12 protein-coding genes are annotated in these 18,954 nt (G+C 46.2%); 9 read left to right on the plus strand and 3 right to left on the minus strand.

Features of this window, described 5'->3' with window-relative positions; genetic code table 11:
- Nucleotides 1–3 precede the first annotated feature (3 nt).
- A complete protein-coding gene (locus tag ABQ275_RS00460; protein WP_349316292.1) occupies nt 4–384 on the minus strand; it encodes an MmcQ/YjbR family DNA-binding protein in 381 nt (126 codons plus the stop codon).
- Between the two features lie 369 nt (nt 385–753).
- On the opposite strand from ABQ275_RS00460, the gene ABQ275_RS00465 reads away from it, so the two are divergent.
- The 7 genes from ABQ275_RS00465 to ABQ275_RS00495 all read left to right on the plus strand — a co-directional run bounded on the left by ABQ275_RS00465 (nt 754) and on the right by ABQ275_RS00495 (nt 10,660).
- The gene (locus ABQ275_RS00465) at nt 754–1,401 is read left to right on the plus strand and encodes a sigma-70 family RNA polymerase sigma factor (protein WP_349316293.1); all 648 of its coding nucleotides are present in this window, start codon (nt 754–756) and stop codon (nt 1,399–1,401) included.
- Between the two features lie 70 nt (nt 1,402–1,471).
- Nucleotides 1,472–2,695 (plus strand): FecR domain-containing protein, encoded by a 1,224-nt coding sequence (locus ABQ275_RS00470; protein WP_349316294.1) that lies wholly within the window; start codon nt 1,472–1,474, stop codon nt 2,693–2,695.
- A gap of 298 nt (nt 2,696–2,993) precedes the next feature.
- The gene (locus ABQ275_RS00475; protein ID WP_349316295.1) at nt 2,994–6,368 is read left to right on the plus strand and encodes a TonB-dependent receptor; all 3,375 of its coding nucleotides are present in this window, start codon (nt 2,994–2,996) and stop codon (nt 6,366–6,368) included.
- A 10-nt stretch (nt 6,369–6,378) separates the two neighbouring features.
- The gene (locus ABQ275_RS00480; protein WP_349316296.1) at nt 6,379–8,109 is read left to right on the plus strand and encodes a RagB/SusD family nutrient uptake outer membrane protein; all 1,731 of its coding nucleotides are present in this window, start codon (nt 6,379–6,381) and stop codon (nt 8,107–8,109) included.
- A gap of 34 nt (nt 8,110–8,143) precedes the next feature.
- Entirely contained in the window at nt 8,144–8,839 is a 696-nt protein-coding gene (locus ABQ275_RS00485; RefSeq protein ID WP_349316297.1) for a carbohydrate-binding family 9-like protein, read from the plus strand.
- A gap of 48 nt (nt 8,840–8,887) precedes the next feature.
- Nucleotides 8,888–10,000, plus strand: coding sequence for a DUF4838 domain-containing protein (locus ABQ275_RS00490; protein WP_349316298.1), 1,113 nt, complete (start codon nt 8,888–8,890; stop codon nt 9,998–10,000).
- Between the two features lie 153 nt (nt 10,001–10,153).
- Nucleotides 10,154–10,660 carry a hypothetical protein gene (locus ABQ275_RS00495; protein ID WP_349316299.1) on the plus strand — a complete coding sequence of 169 codons (507 nt, stop codon included), beginning with the start codon at nt 10,154–10,156 and terminating at the stop codon, nt 10,658–10,660.
- Nucleotides 10,661–10,701: 41 nt separating this feature from the next.
- Here the strand turns inward: ABQ275_RS00495 and ABQ275_RS00500 are convergent, their stop codons facing one another.
- Nucleotides 10,702–12,477: a DUF885 domain-containing protein gene (locus tag ABQ275_RS00500; protein ID WP_349316300.1), complete on the minus strand. Its 1,776-nt coding sequence runs from the start codon at nt 12,475–12,477 to the stop codon at nt 10,702–10,704.
- A gap of 154 nt (nt 12,478–12,631) precedes the next feature.
- Nucleotides 12,632–13,999: a DUF1080 domain-containing protein gene (locus ABQ275_RS00505; protein WP_349316301.1), complete on the minus strand. Its 1,368-nt coding sequence runs from the start codon at nt 13,997–13,999 to the stop codon at nt 12,632–12,634.
- Between the two features lie 243 nt (nt 14,000–14,242).
- On the opposite strand from ABQ275_RS00505, the gene ABQ275_RS00510 reads away from it, so the two are divergent.
- Together ABQ275_RS00510 and ABQ275_RS00515 are read left to right on the plus strand one after the other, a co-directional pair.
- Nucleotides 14,243–17,242 carry a TonB-dependent receptor gene (locus ABQ275_RS00510; RefSeq protein ID WP_349316302.1) on the plus strand — a complete coding sequence of 1,000 codons (3,000 nt, stop codon included), beginning with the start codon at nt 14,243–14,245 and terminating at the stop codon, nt 17,240–17,242.
- Between the two features lie 40 nt (nt 17,243–17,282).
- Nucleotides 17,283–18,896: a RagB/SusD family nutrient uptake outer membrane protein gene (locus ABQ275_RS00515; protein WP_349316303.1), complete on the plus strand. Its 1,614-nt coding sequence runs from the start codon at nt 17,283–17,285 to the stop codon at nt 18,894–18,896.
- The last annotated feature ends 58 nt before the right edge of the window (nt 18,897–18,954 follow it).

Below are 18,954 nucleotides of genomic sequence, written 5' to 3' on the forward strand. Positions count from 1 at the left end.
CACTTATGCATTCACTTTCGTCTTGTTGATGGCTTCCTGCTCTATCAGCGGGAGACTGCTTACAATCAGTTCGTATGCATTATGGAGGTAGCTTTCCAGTTCCGGCGCAGGCAGTATATCTTCCTTTACCACCTGTACCCAGTGATACCTCGCCAGATGTGGCGCCGGTACAATTCCAGGTCTTGAGATCAGCTGATGATACTGCGGCTGACTACATTTAAAGGATACGCGATGGGGAGGATCCAGGGATATCATGCAAAATAATTTCTCTCCTACAAAGAACCGTAGTTCATTGTCCCATTTTTTTTGTGTGGTAACAGCCGGTAATGACTGGCATAAATTAAGGGTGTGGTCAAACATAGCAGCAGGTTTAAAAGCGTCCATTATTAATACCGTTTTCCCGAACGGTATGTGTCAAAGCTATTACCCACCTCTTAACATATAAATATATGTCAATACGTGGTTAGGTTCATCGTGCTGTAAATAGTGTATGAAAACTGCTATATAAAATTAGCGAATAAAATGGATAAAAAATCGGGTCAGATTGTTTTCCCCGTGAAGAGGCCGATGGTATTGATGTCGTTATTTTTTTTTAATAGAAATTTAACAGGATTCCCGCCCTACCATGCTATGAAGCGAAGGATTTAACAAAACGGAACATTCCCCCGGGTGATCATTTACGGAGTTGCCATGCAGTACCATTATTGTGTTTTAATATTAATTTAGCTATTTTGGTGTTTTCAGGGCTAAACAGTGAACCAAAATATGCTGCCAGGGGGACAGGCTTTCCGGGGAATGCTGGATCATATCAACCATAACGAAAATGCACTGCTGACCGGGTTTGCTAATAAAGAAACTACGGCTTTTACAACTATTTACAACCGCTACTATATCGGGCTCCTGTCTTTTGCCCGGCGATTTGTTGTGTTGGAAATTGCGGAAGATATTATAGCGGAATCTTTTGTAAAGCTCTGGCAAACGCCGCATACCTTTGAAAGCCTTGCACAGATCCATCAATGGTTAAGGATTACCGTTCGCAATACCTGCCTGAATCATTTGCGCCAGCAAAAAAGCATGACAAGAAAACAGCAGGAAATGTTTGCATTGAATGAACTGGAATACGAGGATCAGTATTTCCGGGACAAAGTATATGCGGACCTTCACCACAGGATTATCGCTGAGATCGGAAAAATGCCACCCCAACAACAACATATTCTTAAAATGTTTTTCCTGGAAGAAATGAATAATGCTGCTATTGCCGATCATTTAAAGATATCTGTACAGGCGGTTAAAAATCAGAAAGTCACTGCGCTGAAAGCCCTGAGAAGGCTATTCAGTAAGGATGAACTGATCATTTGTATGGGCATGCTCTCCACTTTTTTCCCCTGGTTTTCAAAATAGATACAAATTGGGCTTGTACGATTGTATTGTTTGTGTGTTCCTTTTAAGGACATCACCGGAATAATTCATTATGACAGAAAAATCGGAGCGAATAAGCGAACTGATATTCCGCTTCCTCAATGAGGAGCTTTTGCCGGCAGAAGCGCAGGAGCTGGAAGAATGGCTGCAGGCGGATCTGCAAAACAGGCAATACTTTCTCTCGTTGGTGGAACCGGACAGCCTCCGGGAGGGTATTCAGCAGGCGTATACGTTGGAATCATCGCGTATTTCCGTGCAGGAACGGATATTGAAGACGATTGCGGAGGAAGCTGTACCCAAAAGGATACCGGTCCGCCGGATGGTTTTCCATCCTTACGGCTGGTGGGCTGCTGCTGCGGTGATCGCGGTATTGCTTTCTGTAGGATTATTCTTCTGGCCACAACGTACACATATCCCGCAACAGGGGCAAAGTCATGTGCCGGTCGCAGACGTGCTCCCTGCCAGCAACAAGGCGGTACTCACATTAGCAGACGGTGCTACCGTTACCCTGGATAGCACAGGGCAGCAGGTGATCAGGCAGGGCAATACTGCTATTCGTCAAAATAACGGGCAATTGGAATATGCGCCCCAGGGAGGGGAAGCTGTTGTTAGTTATAATGTGCTGACCACCCCCCGTGGCGGCCAGTTTGCCATCACACTGCCTGATGGTAGTAAAGTATGGCTTAATTCTGCCTCTTCGTTAAGATATCCCACTGCCTTTAAGGGGAAGGATAGAGTGGTGGAGTTAAAGGGACAAGGATACTTTGAAATTGCAGCGAATGCCAGCCAGCCATTTATTGTAAAGATTCCCGGCCGGCAAAACCTCCAGGGGGAAGTACATGACCTGGAAGTACAGGTACTGGGAACAAGCTTTGATATCATGGCATATCCGGATGAAACAGCCGTCAATACCACCTTGCTGGATGGTGCGGTGAAAGTCAGGAAGGGAGCAGTAGCTCAAGTGCTGCAACCGGGCCAGCAGGCTGTTTTGAATGATAAGGACACCAATATAGCCGTATCGCTGGTGGATGTCAGTAAAGTAGTGGCATGGAAGAACGGATTTTTTGTATTCAACAACATGAATCTGCCCGCTATTCTCCGGGAGATCTCACGATGGTATGATGTTGAAATCGTGTACAATGCACCACCCAATGGAAGGCTGTATGGTGGCGGCATCAGCAGGAAAAAGAGCCTGTCCGGTATATTACGTTTCCTGGAAGCAGGAGGAACCAATCATTTCAGGATCGAAGGCAGGCAGGTAATTGTAATGCCTTAAATCGTAGTTAATTTAAAAATATCTCTGTTCCTATATAAGGGAAAGGGCGTGCTATGCGCATCACCGAAGCTACCTCATTGTTCTATTTAAAACACACATATATGAAACCAAAAAACAAATAAGCGCCAACAAAAAAAACCGGGTCCTGATTCGTGGTCAGGATCCGGTAAAAATCTGGTAAACCTGATAATCTCAGTCAGACTATTTAAGTATCACCAAACATCGCAAAAGTATGTATTTAAAATTTAAAGAAAAGGTCCTATGCCCGCATAGGATATCAACCAAAATATGTCGAGTTATGAAAATGACCGCATTCATTATCCTTATTACATGTCTTCATGTGAGCGCCACCGGGTTCGCGCAGAAAGTCACGCTATCAGTGAAGAACACCCCCCTGAAACAGGTTTTTTCCACACTACTCATGCGAACCGGTGTTTCCATTATCTATGATGAAAGCTGGTTAGTGCATACAACGCCGGTCACGATTGATGTAAAAGATGCTACACTATTGCAGGTGCTGGACATCTGTGTCAAAAACCAGCCTATCACCTATGCCGTTGAAGACAATGATATCGTTATCATGCCTATAGTGGTAAAGCAATCATCCCTTCCCGCAGACACCATGAACAGGGTAACAGGATATGTATCTGATGAAAAAGGTCAGCCGTTGCCCAACGTGAGCATTACCATCAAGGGTACAAGAAGAGGGACGACTTCCGATCCCGGTGGACATTTTACCATCCAGGTACCCAACCGGAAATCCATCCTGTTGTTTTCATTCATCGGTTTTGAATCAAGAGAACTTCCGGTGACATCCAATATGGATGCCGTAAATATTTTGCTCGTTCAGGCGAATGCCGGTTTAAACGAAGTAGTGGTGACTGGTTATGCCACGCAGAAAAAATCGAACTTAACCGGCGCCGTGGAAGCTATCAGCGGCAAAGTGATTGCTTCCCGTCCGCAAGGCAACGTGGGACAAATGCTGCAGGGCGTTTCTCCCGGACTAAATATCTCCACTAATAATTCCGGTGGAGAGCCGGATGCTACGATGAATTTTAATATCCGCGGAATGGGTTCTCCTTTTATCCTGGTAGATGGGATGCCCATGAATATTAACCAGCTCAATCCAAACGATATAGAATCCATATCAGTATTGAAAGATGCCTCCTCTGCGGCTATCTATGGTGCTTATGCCCCCTATGGTGTGATCCTTATCACTACCAAAAAAGGTGGCTCCACGGATGGTAAACCGAACCTGAGCTATAACTCCAACGTAGAATGGGCTACTCCCATCAGGCTACCCAAACCTGCTAACGGACTGGAGTTTGCCAATGCCTGGAACGATGCCACCCGCAATTCCGATATGCCGCCTTTCTTCTCCGATGATATTGTTGAGAAGATCAAACAATACATGAACGATCCGGAGAATACGCCGGGAACTGCCCCCGATCCGCTCGATCCAAGCAAATGGGGAAAACATGAATACGCCAACGCCAGCACAGACTGGTACAAGGCACTCATCAAAAAATGGTCATTCCGCCAGAAACATAACCTCACCGTAGATGGAGGAAAAGATGGCCTTACTTATTATCTCTCCGCAGGATTGTATGATCACGGTGGACAAATGAAATATGGCAACGAACAGTACCAGCGATATAATATAGATGCCAAGATAAATACGAAAATCACCAAGTGGATGCAGGTGAATTTCCTTACCAAATACGCCAGGTCTAAATCAGATTATCCCAATGATGGCTATGGGCTTAACCGCACGGTTATGTGGCATGATCTCACGCGCAGGTATGCTACGGATCCGCTGAAATATCCGAATGGCGAGTATAGTGAGATGTCGCGCGTAAACGTGTATGAGCAAGGTGGCCGCGATGTTCAGCTCAACAATGAATTGTGGTTAAGACTTGAAAGTGTGCTGGAACCGGTAAAGAACTGGCTGATCAAAGGAGACTATTCCTGGAAAAATGCCAATCTTACCAACACCGCGCATCATGCCCTGGTACAGGCTACAGGCCCGGATGGTGGCCGCTATGTGGCGTTTGATACCCGGACACCTAACGATATTGCGCAGACCAGTGATGTAGATAATTACTGGACTTACAATATCTCCACTTCTTACGAAAAAAAGTTAAATGATCACAACGTCAAAGTATTGTTGGGGTATCAGCGGGAGTACCAGTATTATGGTGGTGTATATGGTTTGAAGAATAAACTGATTACAGATAATGTACCAGCCATCTCTACTGCCACCGGCGATATGACCACACGGGATTATATGTCCCACTGGGCTACTGAAGGTGCTTTCTTCCGCGTCAATTATGATTACAAAGAAAAATACCTGCTTGAAATGAATGCGCGCAGGAATGGAACATCCAGATTCGAGGATGGAAAACGTTCCGGTTTCTTTCCTTCCGTATCCAGCGGATACCGCATATCAGCCGAACCTTTCTGGCAGCCAATAAAGCCCTATATCAATTACCTGAAGCTCCGGGCGTCGTATGGTTCCCTGGGCAATCAGAATGTAGCCAATTACCTGTATATGCCAATAATGCCCATTACGCAACAGGTGTACTGGATCAATGGGGAAACAAGTCCGGTCGGTGTGGGTGCACCGGGCATTGCCAGCGCAGGATTAACCTGGGAAACCGTTAGAACAATGGATGTCGGATTGGATGCAACGCTCTTTAATAACCGGCTGGATGTAAGTTTTGACTATTTCAAAAGACGTGTTTTCAACATGCTGGGGACTTCCTATCCACTGCCTGCGGTGCTGGGCACTTCTGTACCGTTGGAAAACAATGCCGAAAAACTGAATACCGGCTGGGAAACTTCCCTTGGATGGAACGATGCTATCGGAGAGTGGAAATATAATGTCAGGTTCACCATTTCAGATTACAAAGTACAGATCACGAAATGGAATAACCCCAACAAAACCTTGTCCAGCAATTACGAAGGACAGCGGGAGGGAGATATATGGGGGTATACATCCAATGGATTATTTCAGTCCCAGGACGAAATCGCCAAACATGCCAGTCAATCGCTCTTTTACGCAAACTGGCATCCGGGAGATGTGCGGTATGAAGACCTGAACGGCGACGGCGTAATCAATTATGGCGACAGAACGCTCAATGATCATGGTGACCTGAGTGTGATCGGCAACGCCACACCGAGATACTCCTATGCCGTGAATCTTGGCCTGGCCTGGAAAGGCATAGACATGTCCATGTTCTGGATGGGTGTGGGAAAACGCGATGTATGGTTTAACGGCAATGTTTTCTGGGGACAACTGGGAGATGTATGGCAAAACAGCACTTTTAAGGAGCACCTGGATTACTGGAGTGAAAGCAATACCGGCGGCTATTATCCACGTCCTTATTTCAGCGGCGAAGGTGCAAAAAACAGGGAAGTGTCTTCGCTGTATCTGCAAAACGCTGCTTTCCTGCGGCTTAAATCACTGCAGGTGGGATACACCTTTCCTGACAGACTGCTCAGTAAAGCTTCCATTAAAAAAGTACGGGTATACTTCACCGGTGAAAACCTGTTAACCTTTTCAAAGATCAAAGGCATGTTTGATCCGGAGGGTATTTTCGGCACCTATGGACAGGGTAAAATCTATCCCTTGTCTTCCATTGTTTCATTCGGTGTAAATATTAATCTCTAAACTTTTTGAAATGAAAATAAGGTCATCATACTATATCTTTTTAATAGCAGGATTATTATTTACGGCTTGCCAGAAAGGCTTCCTGGATCAACGTCCTATGGATCAGATCTCCGAACCTGAATTCTGGAAAACAACCAGCGACCTGGAAGTTTACCTGAATAATTTTTATGCTTCCCTGCCCGACTGGGGCTCCCATAATGCGGGACCATACTGGGTAGATAACAATAGTGATAATATGGCCCCTGGCCTGTTTAATACCAGGCTGGCGGGTTTAACAACACTCCCCAACACCGATGGTGGCTGGGGTTGGAGTAATATCCGTTCTGTTAATCTCTTTCTTGAAAAGGCCCCGCAGGCAAGTGGCGGCACAGAGAAAGATCATTACATGGGCGAAGGATATTTTTTCAGGGCCTGGTATTATTTTGATCTGTTGCAACGCTTCGGAAACCTTCCCTGGATCGACAAAGCACTGACCACTAATTCGGAAGAATTATACCAGGAAAGACAATCGAGAAGCGTCATTGCAGATCATATACTTGAAGATCTCGATAAGGCGATCAGTTTATTGAAAGACAAAGAGAGTGCGCCACTTTTTCGTATCAACCGTTCTGTTGCCCTGGCTTTCAAATCACGCGTGGCGCTTTTTGAAGGAACCTGGGAAAAATACCACCAGGGAACTGCTTTTGGTGTGGAAGGCGCCAACCCCGCAAAATACCTGGAACAAGCTGCCAGCGCAGCTAAAACGTTGATGGACGGTAGAAAATTCGCCATCTTCAATAATGGAAATCCTGATAAAGATTATTCCCTGTTATTTAATCAATCTGATTTGTCTGGCAACAGCGAGATTATTTTCTGGCGGAAATACAAGCTGGGTATATCATCTCATAACGGTCAGCGTTATCTGGCTATCATTGCGGGTAATACAGGCATTACCCGGTCGCTGGTGCAGAGCTACCTCTGTACAGACGGACAGCCTGTTGCAGCCAGTCCACTTTACCAGGGCGATAACGGATTATTAAACGTAGTAAAGAACCGGGATGCCAGACTGAGGCAACTGATTTTTGTACCCGGCGATCCGATTACGATTGATTACAGCGGTGGTGGTGATACCTTATCAAAATTTCAAAAAGCAGCCGTCAACCTCGGCGGCGATTCCAGGGATGTTACCGGTTACCAGATAAAGAAAGGGTGCTATCCCGATAAAACATTGCAACAGGGCGACTTCATGTCTACCACTGCACCGATCATCTTCCGGCTGGGCGAAGTATTACTGAATTATGCAGAAGCAAAAGCTGAATTGGGTGTATTAACCCAGGCCGACCTGGATATCAGCATCAATTTATTAAGAGACAGAGCCGGCATGCCGCATCTCCTGCTCACAAAAATAGTAGCTGATCCTAACTGGGACTTCCCCGGTTTAACAGGTATCGTGAATGAAGTACGCAGGGAAAGAAGAGTGGAATTAGCCTGTGAAGGATTCCGGCTCAATGACCTGTTACGCTGGAAAGCAGATCAGCTGATCGTGAACAGGCGCCCTAAAGGTGCGAAGTTCGTACCCGGCGATTATCCTCCCAACACCAGTATCAGCCTGGATGCTCAGGGATACCTTGATCCTTACAAGGCTGCATTGCCCAATGGATACCAGTTCAAGCCGGAAAGAGATTACCTGAATCCGCTTCCTGCGTATGAACTTTCATTGAATGAAAAGCTGATGCAGAATCCGGGCTGGCCAAGAAAATAATGCAGATTTCTTTTCATCCGATAAACAAAAATATATGCTCGCCTGGTTATTTTCATGTCTCTGTTATTTTCATAGCGATACTTTTTTTATCAAGGATTTACAGCCTGCAGACAGCCTTCTTTCCTACAAGGTTCGTTTGATAGCGGATAACACCATGAACATTCACCAGGCAGCTGAAGCGGTGTGGGCGCAATGCGCGGAAATCAGTCCGCTGTATGAACCGTGGCAACACATGAATGGCGGCACTTCATTCCGGGCTTGTTATGACAGCCAGCACTTTTATTTCAGGTTCATGGTGAAGGATACCACACCGGTGAGTTTTGAGGTTGAAAACGAATTGGCGGTGGCCGATGGAGACCGGGTAGAAATGTTTTTTTCAAAAGACAATACCCTGCAGGATTATTATTGCCTGGAAATGTCTCCCAATGGAAAGGTGCTGGATTATCAGGCTGCTTACTACCGGATATTCAATAATACCTGGAACTTAAAAGGGCTGGTCATTTCCGCATCCGCTCATGACCGCGGGTACCAGGTATCCGGCAGTATTCCCCTTCGTTTTTTCAGGGACCTCGTTGGTGCCGGAGGATCACTGAAAGGCAGCAAAATAAGGGTGGGTGTTTTCAGGGCGGATAAAACAGCCACAGATTTTAACTGGTTTTCCTGGATCAACCCCGGCGTACCGGAACCTGATTTTCACATCCCTGCTGCTTTGGGATTATTTGAATTCTGATCATCCATTTTAACATACAAATTATTTACACGTTAAAACGAACAGGCAATGAACACAACAAATCATTTATTCAATCGCAGGACATTTTTAACCCGTACAACGCCGGCATTAGGTGCGTTATTGATACCAGGATTGTTTAGTAATGTATTCTCTGCTACAGCAGCATTTGAAAAACTTAAAACAAGAGGGGTAGTACTGGCTGTAGAAGACCTGGAGTCACTGGATTGGCCGTTGCTGGCCCATAAAGCGGGATTAACAACCATTGGTACGCATATCACGCCATCACAGGTATCTGCCTTTATCACATCACCAAAGGGGCAGCAATTCCTGGCCGATTGCAGGAAATATAAAATTGAAGTAGAGCATGAACTGCATGCGATGCGGGATTTATTGCCCCGCAATCTTTTTGAAAAGAAACCCGACATGTTCAGGATGAATGAACAGGGTGTCAGGGTACCGGATTTTAATTGCTGCGTGAGTTCAAAAGATGCATTGGATATCATTGCGGAAAATGCCGTAAAGTATGCGGAAGTACTCACCCCTACTACGGGCAGGTATTTTTACTGGATCGATGATGCGGTGCCTATGTGCAAATGCAGTTCCTGCAAAGACCTGAGCGATTCAGAGCAGGCCCTTATCATCGAGAATGCCATGATCAGGGCATTACGGAGGAAAGATCCAAATGCTACATTGGCGCATCTGGCCTATGTAAATACAATGCCTCCTCCGCAAAAAGTTAAACCGGAGCCCGGCATCTTCCTGGAATTTGCACCCATCTACCGGCAATGGGACAAACCATTGTCAGATAGCGCCGCAGGCATTGTTGCCCCCAAGCAGGGAAGTGGCGGCATGCTGACACATGGCCAAACGATGGAACTGCTGAAAGAAAACCTGCAGGTTTTCCCTGCCGACACTGCGCAGGTGCTGGAATACTGGCTGGATGTATCGTTACAAAGCAAATGGAAAAAGCCCGCGGTGAAAGTAGACTGGCATCCCGATGTATGCAGCAGTGATATCCGTACTTACGAACAGGCCGGTATCAGGCATGTCACTACTTTTGCCGTGTACATTGATGGCGCTTATAAGAACAGGTATAAAGACCTCGATTTTATCAATGAGTATGGGAATATTTTGAAGACAGGTAGGGTGAGAAAGAAATAAGTTGATGCCATCAGCCCCGTTCTTCCCCGCAAAGGGGGCCTGATCTCAGTAGACACCATGACGAAATCAAAGCCGCATACATCGCAGGATGTAGGCGGCTTTGTCGTTAGTTGCCGCAATTATTAATTATCTTACCTGGCAAGAATCCGTACCATGAGAAAAAAGAAAAAAGCAAAACTTGAGGAGGAGTTATATTGGTCAAACTTTTTCTATTTTAATGTCCCTGCTCACTTGAATGAAATTCCCACCCACATGGAGCGCCTAAATTTCAGAAGATACCATGTGGATGATGAAGGGATTTTAAAGATGGTCGGAGTTGTCAGATCTGTTTATCAGATGGACCTTGATGGAACAGATATTACCAATGAGGGGATCAGGCATTTGACGCAGCTTGAAAAGATACAGGAACTGAGGCTGAAAAACTGCAAAGGAATAGATAATGGTTGCCTGGAATTTCTGTATCAGATTAAAGGCCTGGAGTTGCTCTACCTGGGAGGATCGGGTATCACAGTGGATGGGCTTTCCGGTATTTCCTGCCTCAAAGATTTAAAAAGCTTTTATATTTCTGCTGATGATAATGAAGATCCTGAAAAGTTACGCAGTATAGCGGCATCGTTACCGCCCGGTTGTGAATTTATAGTAAATCACCGGGCGTTTTAAAGGAGGGTGCCCCGTTTAATATCCAGGGCACCCGTATAATTTTATCGTCCTGCCCAGCGGGCCATTTTTTGTTCCAGGATAGAAAGCGGCACACAACCATCTTTCAGCAGTTCATCGTGGAAAGAGGATAAGCTGAATTTATCACCCAGTTCCTGCGTGTATTTGTTACGTAGCTCACGGATTTTGATCTCACCGATTTTATAGGAGAGGGCTTGCCCGGGAATGGCCATGTAGCGTTCAATTTCTGCGGTTACTTCCTGTTCGGATACCGGTTCGTTGTCCATCATATATTTGATGGCCTGTTCGCGGGTCCAGCCTTTGGTGTGTAAACCAACGTCCACGACTAAACGAATAGCGCGGTGTATTTCATCGGACAAGCGGCCGAAGTACATGTAAGGGTCGGTATACAATCCCAGTTCTTTACCCAGGCTTTCACAATAGAGGGCATATCCTTCGCCGTAGGCGCCGATCCAGGAGAAGCGACGGAATTTAGGCAGCGAATCGTTTTCCTGTTGCAGCGAGAATTGGAAGTGATGACCAGGAATCGCTTCGTGGAGGAACAGGCATTCCATACCGGTATAGCTGAATTTGGTGGCGTCCAGTATGGGTACATAAAATACACCGGGACGGGTACCATCCGGGCTTCCCGGCATATATTCTGCGGAAGCGGAGGCCGCGCGGTAGGCTTCTGTTTGCCTGATCTCAAACTTTGTTTTTGGGAAATGACCATACATCTTTTTTACGCCCGGCATAATTTTGTTCTCAATCGCTTTGAATGAGTCGAGGATGGCAGCGGGAGTTTTGAAGATGCGTAACTTTTTATCCGTACGTACTGATAAAAAAAATGCGGGCAGGTCGCCTTTAAAACCGGTGCTGTTTTTCACCGCTTCCATTTCGTCACGGATGCGGGCTACTTCTTTCTCTCCCAGTTCAAAAATTTCTTCCGGCGATTTGTTGGTGGTGGTCCAGTATTTTATGAGATAGGTATAATAGGCGCTGCCATCTGGTATCCCGTTGATGCCGCTGCTGGCACGTGCTTTAGGAAGATATTCCTTTTCCATAAACTGGTGCAGTTTGGCGTATGATGGCAGGATATAATTTTCTATGGCGGCTGTATAATCCTTGGTCAGCTGGGCTTTTGCAGCTGCATCCAGGGAGTCGGGCAATGTTTTCAGGGGAGCATAGTACACATTGCCGGTATCTTTTTTTGCCAGGGCTGCCAGTTGTGGAATCGTTTTTACCACAAGAGATTTCGGCAACACATAGCCGGTAGCAATGCCGCGGCGCATATTGGCAATAGCGGTATCGGTCCATACGGCAAACCCCTGCATACGATGTATAAAGTTTTCGTAGTCCTTTCTGTTTTTAAATGGTTGGGCGGAAGACCCCGATCCCAGTTGCGCCAGGGTGAGCGGCAAACAGGTAAACTGTTGTACCGGCATCAGGTGATCATGAAAAGTTAGTCCTTCGCGGTTGATCTCAAATTCACGTTGCAGCATGTCGTAGGTAATGCGGTCATTACCGGATAAGACTGCCGTATCAATACCTTTCAGCTGTTGCTGCCAGGCGGCAAAGAAGGAGTCGGCATGCGCGCGATAGCTTTCGCTGATGTCAACGGGCAACTGGTCATTGTATTGATTTTCGCCGTTGAAGGTAGCCTGTAGTGGGTTTAAGGCCATGTTAGCATCGTAGTAAGCAGCAGCCAGGTGATGCAGTGAGTCCTGCATGGCGGATGGATTGCTATGGCTGCCTTTTTGCTGACAGGCCCCTGCAAAGAGGGCTCCCACCAGGATCAGACAACCTTTTAGTTTAGCCATTTGATTATTTTTTGATTTGGTGATTGGGTGTCGGAGGAGAATTCTTTTTGGAAGCTAAATAAAAACAGGAAAATAACCCAATAAAAAAAGCATTCCGAAGAATCGGAATGCTTATTTAGAACAGTGAACAATGAAAAAAAAGATAAAAAATATTTTATTTCAAGATTTTTATACGAATACTTTTATACGAAACTTCATTACCATGATCCTGTAAAAGGATGTGCCCTTCCGGCCACAGACCAAAATTTTTCCAGTTTTTATACTTGCTGATGGCCACCAGATCCTTGAATGCCTGGGACCCACGTTCATACTCCAACACTTTAAAACCATTCAGCCAATGTTCTACATGGTTATTCGGATACACAATAATACGACCTTTGTTCCATTCTCCAATGGGGTGCAGGGCACGTTTTTCTTGTTTTCTTGTAATCATGTCATACAAAGAAGCCAAGGTACGGTTTCCATCGCGTCCCAGCTTGGCATCCGGATGTCTTTCGTCATCCAGCACCTGGTATTCAAGCCCGATAGCTGATTTACCACCTGTTTCGTACGTCTCGCTTACAAAGTATTTTACTCCACTATTCGCGCCAGGCGTGAGTTTGAACATAAACTCCAGTTCAAATGCACCATATTGTTTCTCGGTGACAATATCACCACCGCTGCCTTCTTCGTTACCGTTGGAATGCTCAATGGTAAATACACCATCCTTCATTACCCAGCCTTTTGTAGGGAAATTTTTTTTGTATACCCCTCTCCAGCCGTTGGAGGTTTTGCCATCCCACAGCAGTTGGTAACCATTCTTTTTTTCCTGGCCTGAAATCGTGTTATCCACATTATTGACTACATAGATATTATCATAGGGAGAATATTGTTTAGCCCCCGGATTTTCTATGATGCGGATATTTTTCCAGTAGATGTTTTTATTGTCATCAGCCGCTTTTGTGCCGATGCCATGCACCTGGAGAGCGATGAAACCCTTTGGTAGTGCGGTATCCACCAGGTGGGCGGTAGGTATACCGTTTACCCATGTACGCATTTCATTACCTCGGCATTCAATGCGGTACTTGTTCCAGCCATCTTTTTTGAAGGCTTGCTGACCGGCAGGATTCAGCTCCATCGGGTATTGCCACCCTCTTCTGCCTTCTTCATAAATACCACCGCTCCATTTACGGTCGGATGGGTCAATTTCCATCTGATAGCCAAACACCCGGCCATTCTGATAGTCTGCCCTGCTCTGGCTGCGGAACTGGATACCGGAGTTAAACTCCTTTCCCAGCTTGAATTCAAGCTCCAATATAAAATCACCGTACTCTTTTTCTGTTACCAGGAAAGAGTTGGGCGTGTTCAGCACGGTTGTGCCTACTATCTCACCATTCTGGGCATTATATATCGCTTTCCCTCCCAGCTGTTTCCAGCCTTTGAGGTCTTTACCATTAAAAAGCGACTGCCACTGGGCTTTCTGCGCAAAGAGGCCGCTGCATATAAGAAGCAAGCTGCCACATAAAAGGATCGTTTTTTTCATAACTAAACCGGAATAAGGTGTCCAAAATAAACAATGAAAATGATTTTTACAACCGATTGCAAAGATTAAATAAGTATTTTTTTTACGCTTTCTGACCAAACCTACTAAATACGCCCATTCAGCAGAATTTATTTTGCAATCGTTTGCATTTATTTAAAAATGTCTTATTTTGGCCCTCAAGATAATTTCAACCAAAAAGGAACCAGAAAAGAATAACCCAAACCATATCTGAAAAACACCGTTATGAATAAACCAATTTTGCGTACATGCTGTGTAGCATTATGCCTGCTATTTCACCAGCTATCACACGCCCAGTCCATTTCCATTGAAGGAAATGTAAATGCCAAAGACCAGTCGCCACTACCAGGTGTAACAGTTGCCATAAAAGGACAATCGCTGGGAACCCAGACTGACATTAAAGGGCATTACAAACTGACTGTAAAAGATGCTGCCAACACGGTATTGACATTCTCCTTCATTGGGTTCACCACCCGCGAAGAACCTGTCAAAGGCCGCAGCATTATTAGTCTCACCCTGGAAGAAGATCAGAAAAAACTGGAGGAAATTGTCGTGGTAGGGTATGGTCAGCAAAAGAAAAAAGATGTGACCGGATCTATTTCATCCGTCAGCTCAAAGGCTATCCAGGATGTACCGGTCACCAATCCGCAACAGGCCCTGCAAGGACGCGCGCCCGGTGTGGAAGTAATCAATAACAGCAGCAAGCCGGGAGACGAGCCACAGGTCCGTATCCGCGGAAGCCGCTCCCTCAACGCCGGCAACGACCCGCTATATGTGGTAGACGGAATCCCGTATGCAGGTAACCTCAGCGACATCGGCACCGGTGTTATACAATCCATGGATATTTTGAAAGATGCCTCCGCCACCGCTATTTATGGCTCCAGAGGGGCCAACGGCGTTGTACTCATCACCACCCAGCGGGGGAAGGTGAGCAAACCGGTAGTGTCTTACAGCGGCTCCTATGGTTATGTACAGCAACTGGGAGAAACCGATATGATGGATGCCGGCCGGTTTATTGAAATGCGCCGCGAAGCCAGCAGAACAATCGGTAAGTATAATGATAATAATCCCGACTCTTCCGATGCGAAAATTTTTAACCCCGTGGAGCTGGCGAATATAAAGAAAGGAACAAACGTAGACTGGCAGAAGCTCCTGATCTCTCCGGGGTATCAGACCAATCATGCGGTGAGCGTGGCAGGCGGCAATGAAAAAACAAAATATACCGTCGGCATAGGCTACTTTAAAGACCAGGGCGTGCTGAAATTGCAGAGTTATGAACGTTATAACCTCAACCTGGGCATAGACCAGCAGATCGGCGACCGTGTAAAAGTAGGTGCGTCCCTGTTAGGCTCCTATAGTACCCGTACCGGTGAAACCTATAACGGTATCGACAATGCCCTGAAAATGCTGCCCATCGCAGCACCCTACGATTCCGCCGGTAATCTCATTACCTATCCCACAGGTGATAACCAGCAACCCAATCCATTACTGGATTACACCAATAATAACCGGGTGGAAAACATGAAACGCTTCCGCATCTTCGCCAGCTTATACGGCGAAGTGGAAATTACCGACGGCCTCAAATACAGGCTGAACGTAGGCCCGGACATACAGCATTATAACTATGGCATTTTCCAGGGTAAAAATAATACCAACCTGCTGATAGGCGGCGGCGATGCCACCGCCAGCAAAGGCAATGCATCCACCATTGCCTATACCATCGAAAACGTACTGACCTATAATAAAGTCATCAAAAAACACAGTATAGGCTTTACCGGTTTATACAGCGTACAGCGCCAGAATGTAGATATTTCCAGTACAAACGTGAGGGGGATTCCCGTAGAAACGCAGGAATATTATAACCTGGGCCAGGCATTGAATGTAACCGGGGTAACCAGCAGTCTGAGCTCCTGGACCATCCTGTCTTACATGGGTCGCCTGAACTATGGATTTAATGACCGCTATCTCTTAACCCTCACCCTGCGTGCAGATGGGTCCTCCCGCTTTGCACCGGGCAAACAATGGGGCTATTTCCCTTCCGTGGCCGCCGCCTGGAATATTATCAATGAAGATTTCCTGAAAGGCCAGCACATACTGGATAACCTGAAACTGCGCGCCAGCTTCGGACGTATCGGTAACACCGGTATTGCACCCTATGCTACGCAAGGTCAGTTAGCCAGGATACCTTATTCATTTGCTGGAAAAGGCTCTCTGGGCTTTGTGCCCAATGAATTGCGCAATCCTGATCTTACCTGGGAAACGACTACGTCAACGGATATAGGTCTTGATTTCGGCTTCTTCAACGGCCGTATTACCGGTGTTTTCGAATGGTACAACCAGAAAACAACGGACTTGCTGATGCCGCATCTGCTGCCTTACAGCAACGGGTTTAACAGTGTGCTGGAAAACGTGGGATCTTCCCGTAACAAGGGTATTGAAATAGGTATCGGCGCTACTGTGATCGACAACCCCGATGGTTTCGGCTGGAAAATGGATGTGAACTATTTCCGCAACACCTCTGAGATCCTGTCCATTGGCGGCGGACGGACTGCCGATGTGGGTAACGCCTGGTTTGTGGGTCAGCCTACCTATGTTTATTATGATTTTAAGAAGATAGGTATCTGGCAAACAAAAGATGCACAGGAAGCAGCATTGTACAACCTGAAACCAGGAGAAATCAGGCTGGAAGATGTGAATAATGACAAAAAAATTGATGCAAACGACCGGCAGATCCTGGGTTCTCCGCAACCTAAATGGTCTGGCGGAACTACGCAACGTTTCTCCTGGAAAGGGCTGGAACTGTCTGTTGTAGCGTTTGCGCGGGTAGGTAGTATGATCAAGAGTGATTTCTATCAGAACTATAACACGCTCTTTGGCCGTTATAATAATCTGAATATTAATTATTTCACACCCACTACACCATCCAATGATTTTCCCCGTCCTAATGCCAACCAGGAAAGACCCAGCAACTATCAATCACTCAGTTATTTCGATGGTTCCTTCTTCAAGATCAGGAATATAACACTGGCTTACTCCCTGCCAGATCCGGTAGTAAAGCGTATGCAGATGCAGGAACTGCGTTTCAATGTAAGCGTAAAACAGCCGCTGATCCTCGCACCATACCGCCAAACATGGAAAGGGGTTGATCCGGAAGATGTGAATGTGATAGGCATTGATGCACCCGCTACCTGGATGATCCAGTTTGGTGTAAATGCAAGGTTCTGATAATGGGATGATCTGATTTTAAATCTTTAAAAGTAAACGTATGAAAAATATAGTGTTGGGAATAACGCTGCTCGGTTTGACTGCCACTTCCTGTAACAAGATGTTGAAAGAAGAAGTGGTAACTAATGTGACTGATGCTTTCTATAATACTAAAAGTGGTTTTCAAACAGCCGTCACCGGATCGTATGTATCCATGCGGAATTTTTACAGCTCCGAACGCGGGATGACGCTGACCGTACCAGGTTCCGATACCTATACGAATGGCTCGGATGGTGATTTTAAATTTGCCAATCAATATACTTCCCAGCTGGATGCCCGCTACTCCCATCTCAGGGAAGTGTGGAATAGTTTCTATCAAACGATCAACACCTGTAATGTGGTGGTAGACCGGGCAGACAAGATCCCCGATCTGGATGAAGACACGAAGAAGAGGGGAGTAGCGGAAGCCCTGTTTTGCCGCGCTCATTATCATTTTGTGCTGATGGAATTATTTGGTGACATACCCTTACGACTACACGAAAACACCGCGATCGTTACGGAAGCACATCGTGATTCTGCCAGTCTCGTTTACGAGGCTGTTATTCAGGATCTGCTGACAGCCGAACAAAGCCTGCCGGATAACCAGGCTGAATGGGGCCGCGCCACCAAAGCAGCAGCCGAACACCTGCTGGCCCGTGTATACTTAACCCGCGCATCCTCTCCGCAGGCGCAGCCTACAGACTATAGCAATGCTGCGAAGTATGCCGACATGGTCATCAAGAATTATGGTTTTCAACTATTGCCTGATCCCGGACAAGTATGGGCACAGGGAAAAGAAAATAATGCCGAAACAATCTGGGCGGTGCAGTTTACCACTGATCCCCTGTATGGTTATCCCGATAATAATGCCTGCCGCTTTTTCCTGATGCAGTATGATGTATTGACCGGTATGAAACGCGACTTACCCAATGGTACGCCCTGGAAGCGTTTCAGACCTACAAAATTCCTGATAGATACCCTGTATAAAGACAGGACATACGATGTGCGTTATGAAAAGTTCTTCACCACTGTTTGGTATACCAATGCACCTACGGCTACCTTAAAAACGGGGGATACGGCTATTTATCTTCCCGGTAAAGATGTAACTGACCAGGAGATCGCCAGCAAAAAATACCTGCTGGTACCACCCCGTAACTATACGGAGAAGTTATATCCTTCATTGAATAAATTCCAGGATGCTTTGCGTCCGGATAATCAGGCTTCCGGCGTAAGACCATTTATTGCCTTCCGGCTGGCGGAAACCTACCTGATAGAAGCGGAAGCACTGATGATGCAAGGCGACAAACAAGGCGCCGCCGACCTGGTAAATGTGGTACGTATGAGAGCTGCCCGCCCCGGTGCTACGCCTACCGAAACACTCGCTAACCAGGAGGCTATGAAAGTAAGTGCCGCTGCTATGAATATCGACTTTATCCTGGATGAAAGAGGCCGCGAACTGATAGGCGAACAATTTGCCTGGTTTGATCTGAAACGGACCGGTAAGCTGCTGGAAAGAGTACAGCAACACAACCCGGAAGCTGCGGCTAATATTCAGCCCAGACATATGCTGCGGCCTATTCCGCAGGAACAGATAGACAGGTCTTCGAATCCGTTTCCGCAGAACCCAGGCTATTGACCAGGATTAAAAGATTAAAAGATTTACCGGATGGGTGTTTTGTTGTTTTTAATTTTTA

Origin of the sequence: Chitinophaga sp. MM2321 (assembly GCF_964033635.1) — a bacterium.
Classification (GTDB): Bacteria; Bacteroidota; Bacteroidia; order Chitinophagales; family Chitinophagaceae; genus Chitinophaga.

Coding starts and splice junctions, on each gene's coding strand:
- ABQ275_RS00460 (WP_349316292.1), bottom strand. CDS start 384: ATGGACGCTTTTAAACCTGCTGCTATGTTTGACCACACCCTTAATTTA.
- ABQ275_RS00470 (WP_349316294.1), top strand. CDS start 1,472: ATGACAGAAAAATCGGAGCGAATAAGCGAACTGATATTCCGCTTCCTC.
- ABQ275_RS00475 (WP_349316295.1), top strand. CDS start 2,994: ATGAAAATGACCGCATTCATTATCCTTATTACATGTCTTCATGTGAGC.
- ABQ275_RS00480 (WP_349316296.1), top strand. CDS start 6,379: ATGAAAATAAGGTCATCATACTATATCTTTTTAATAGCAGGATTATTA.
- ABQ275_RS00485 (WP_349316297.1), top strand. CDS start 8,144: ATGCTCGCCTGGTTATTTTCATGTCTCTGTTATTTTCATAGCGATACT.
- ABQ275_RS00490 (WP_349316298.1), top strand. CDS start 8,888: ATGAACACAACAAATCATTTATTCAATCGCAGGACATTTTTAACCCGT.
- ABQ275_RS00495 (WP_349316299.1), top strand. CDS start 10,154: ATGAGAAAAAAGAAAAAAGCAAAACTTGAGGAGGAGTTATATTGGTCA.
- ABQ275_RS00500 (WP_349316300.1), bottom strand. CDS start 12,477: ATGGCTAAACTAAAAGGTTGTCTGATCCTGGTGGGAGCCCTCTTTGCA.
- ABQ275_RS00505 (WP_349316301.1), bottom strand. CDS start 13,999: ATGAAAAAAACGATCCTTTTATGTGGCAGCTTGCTTCTTATATGCAGC.
- ABQ275_RS00510 (WP_349316302.1), top strand. CDS start 14,243: ATGAATAAACCAATTTTGCGTACATGCTGTGTAGCATTATGCCTGCTA.
- ABQ275_RS00515 (WP_349316303.1), top strand. CDS start 17,283: ATGAAAAATATAGTGTTGGGAATAACGCTGCTCGGTTTGACTGCCACT.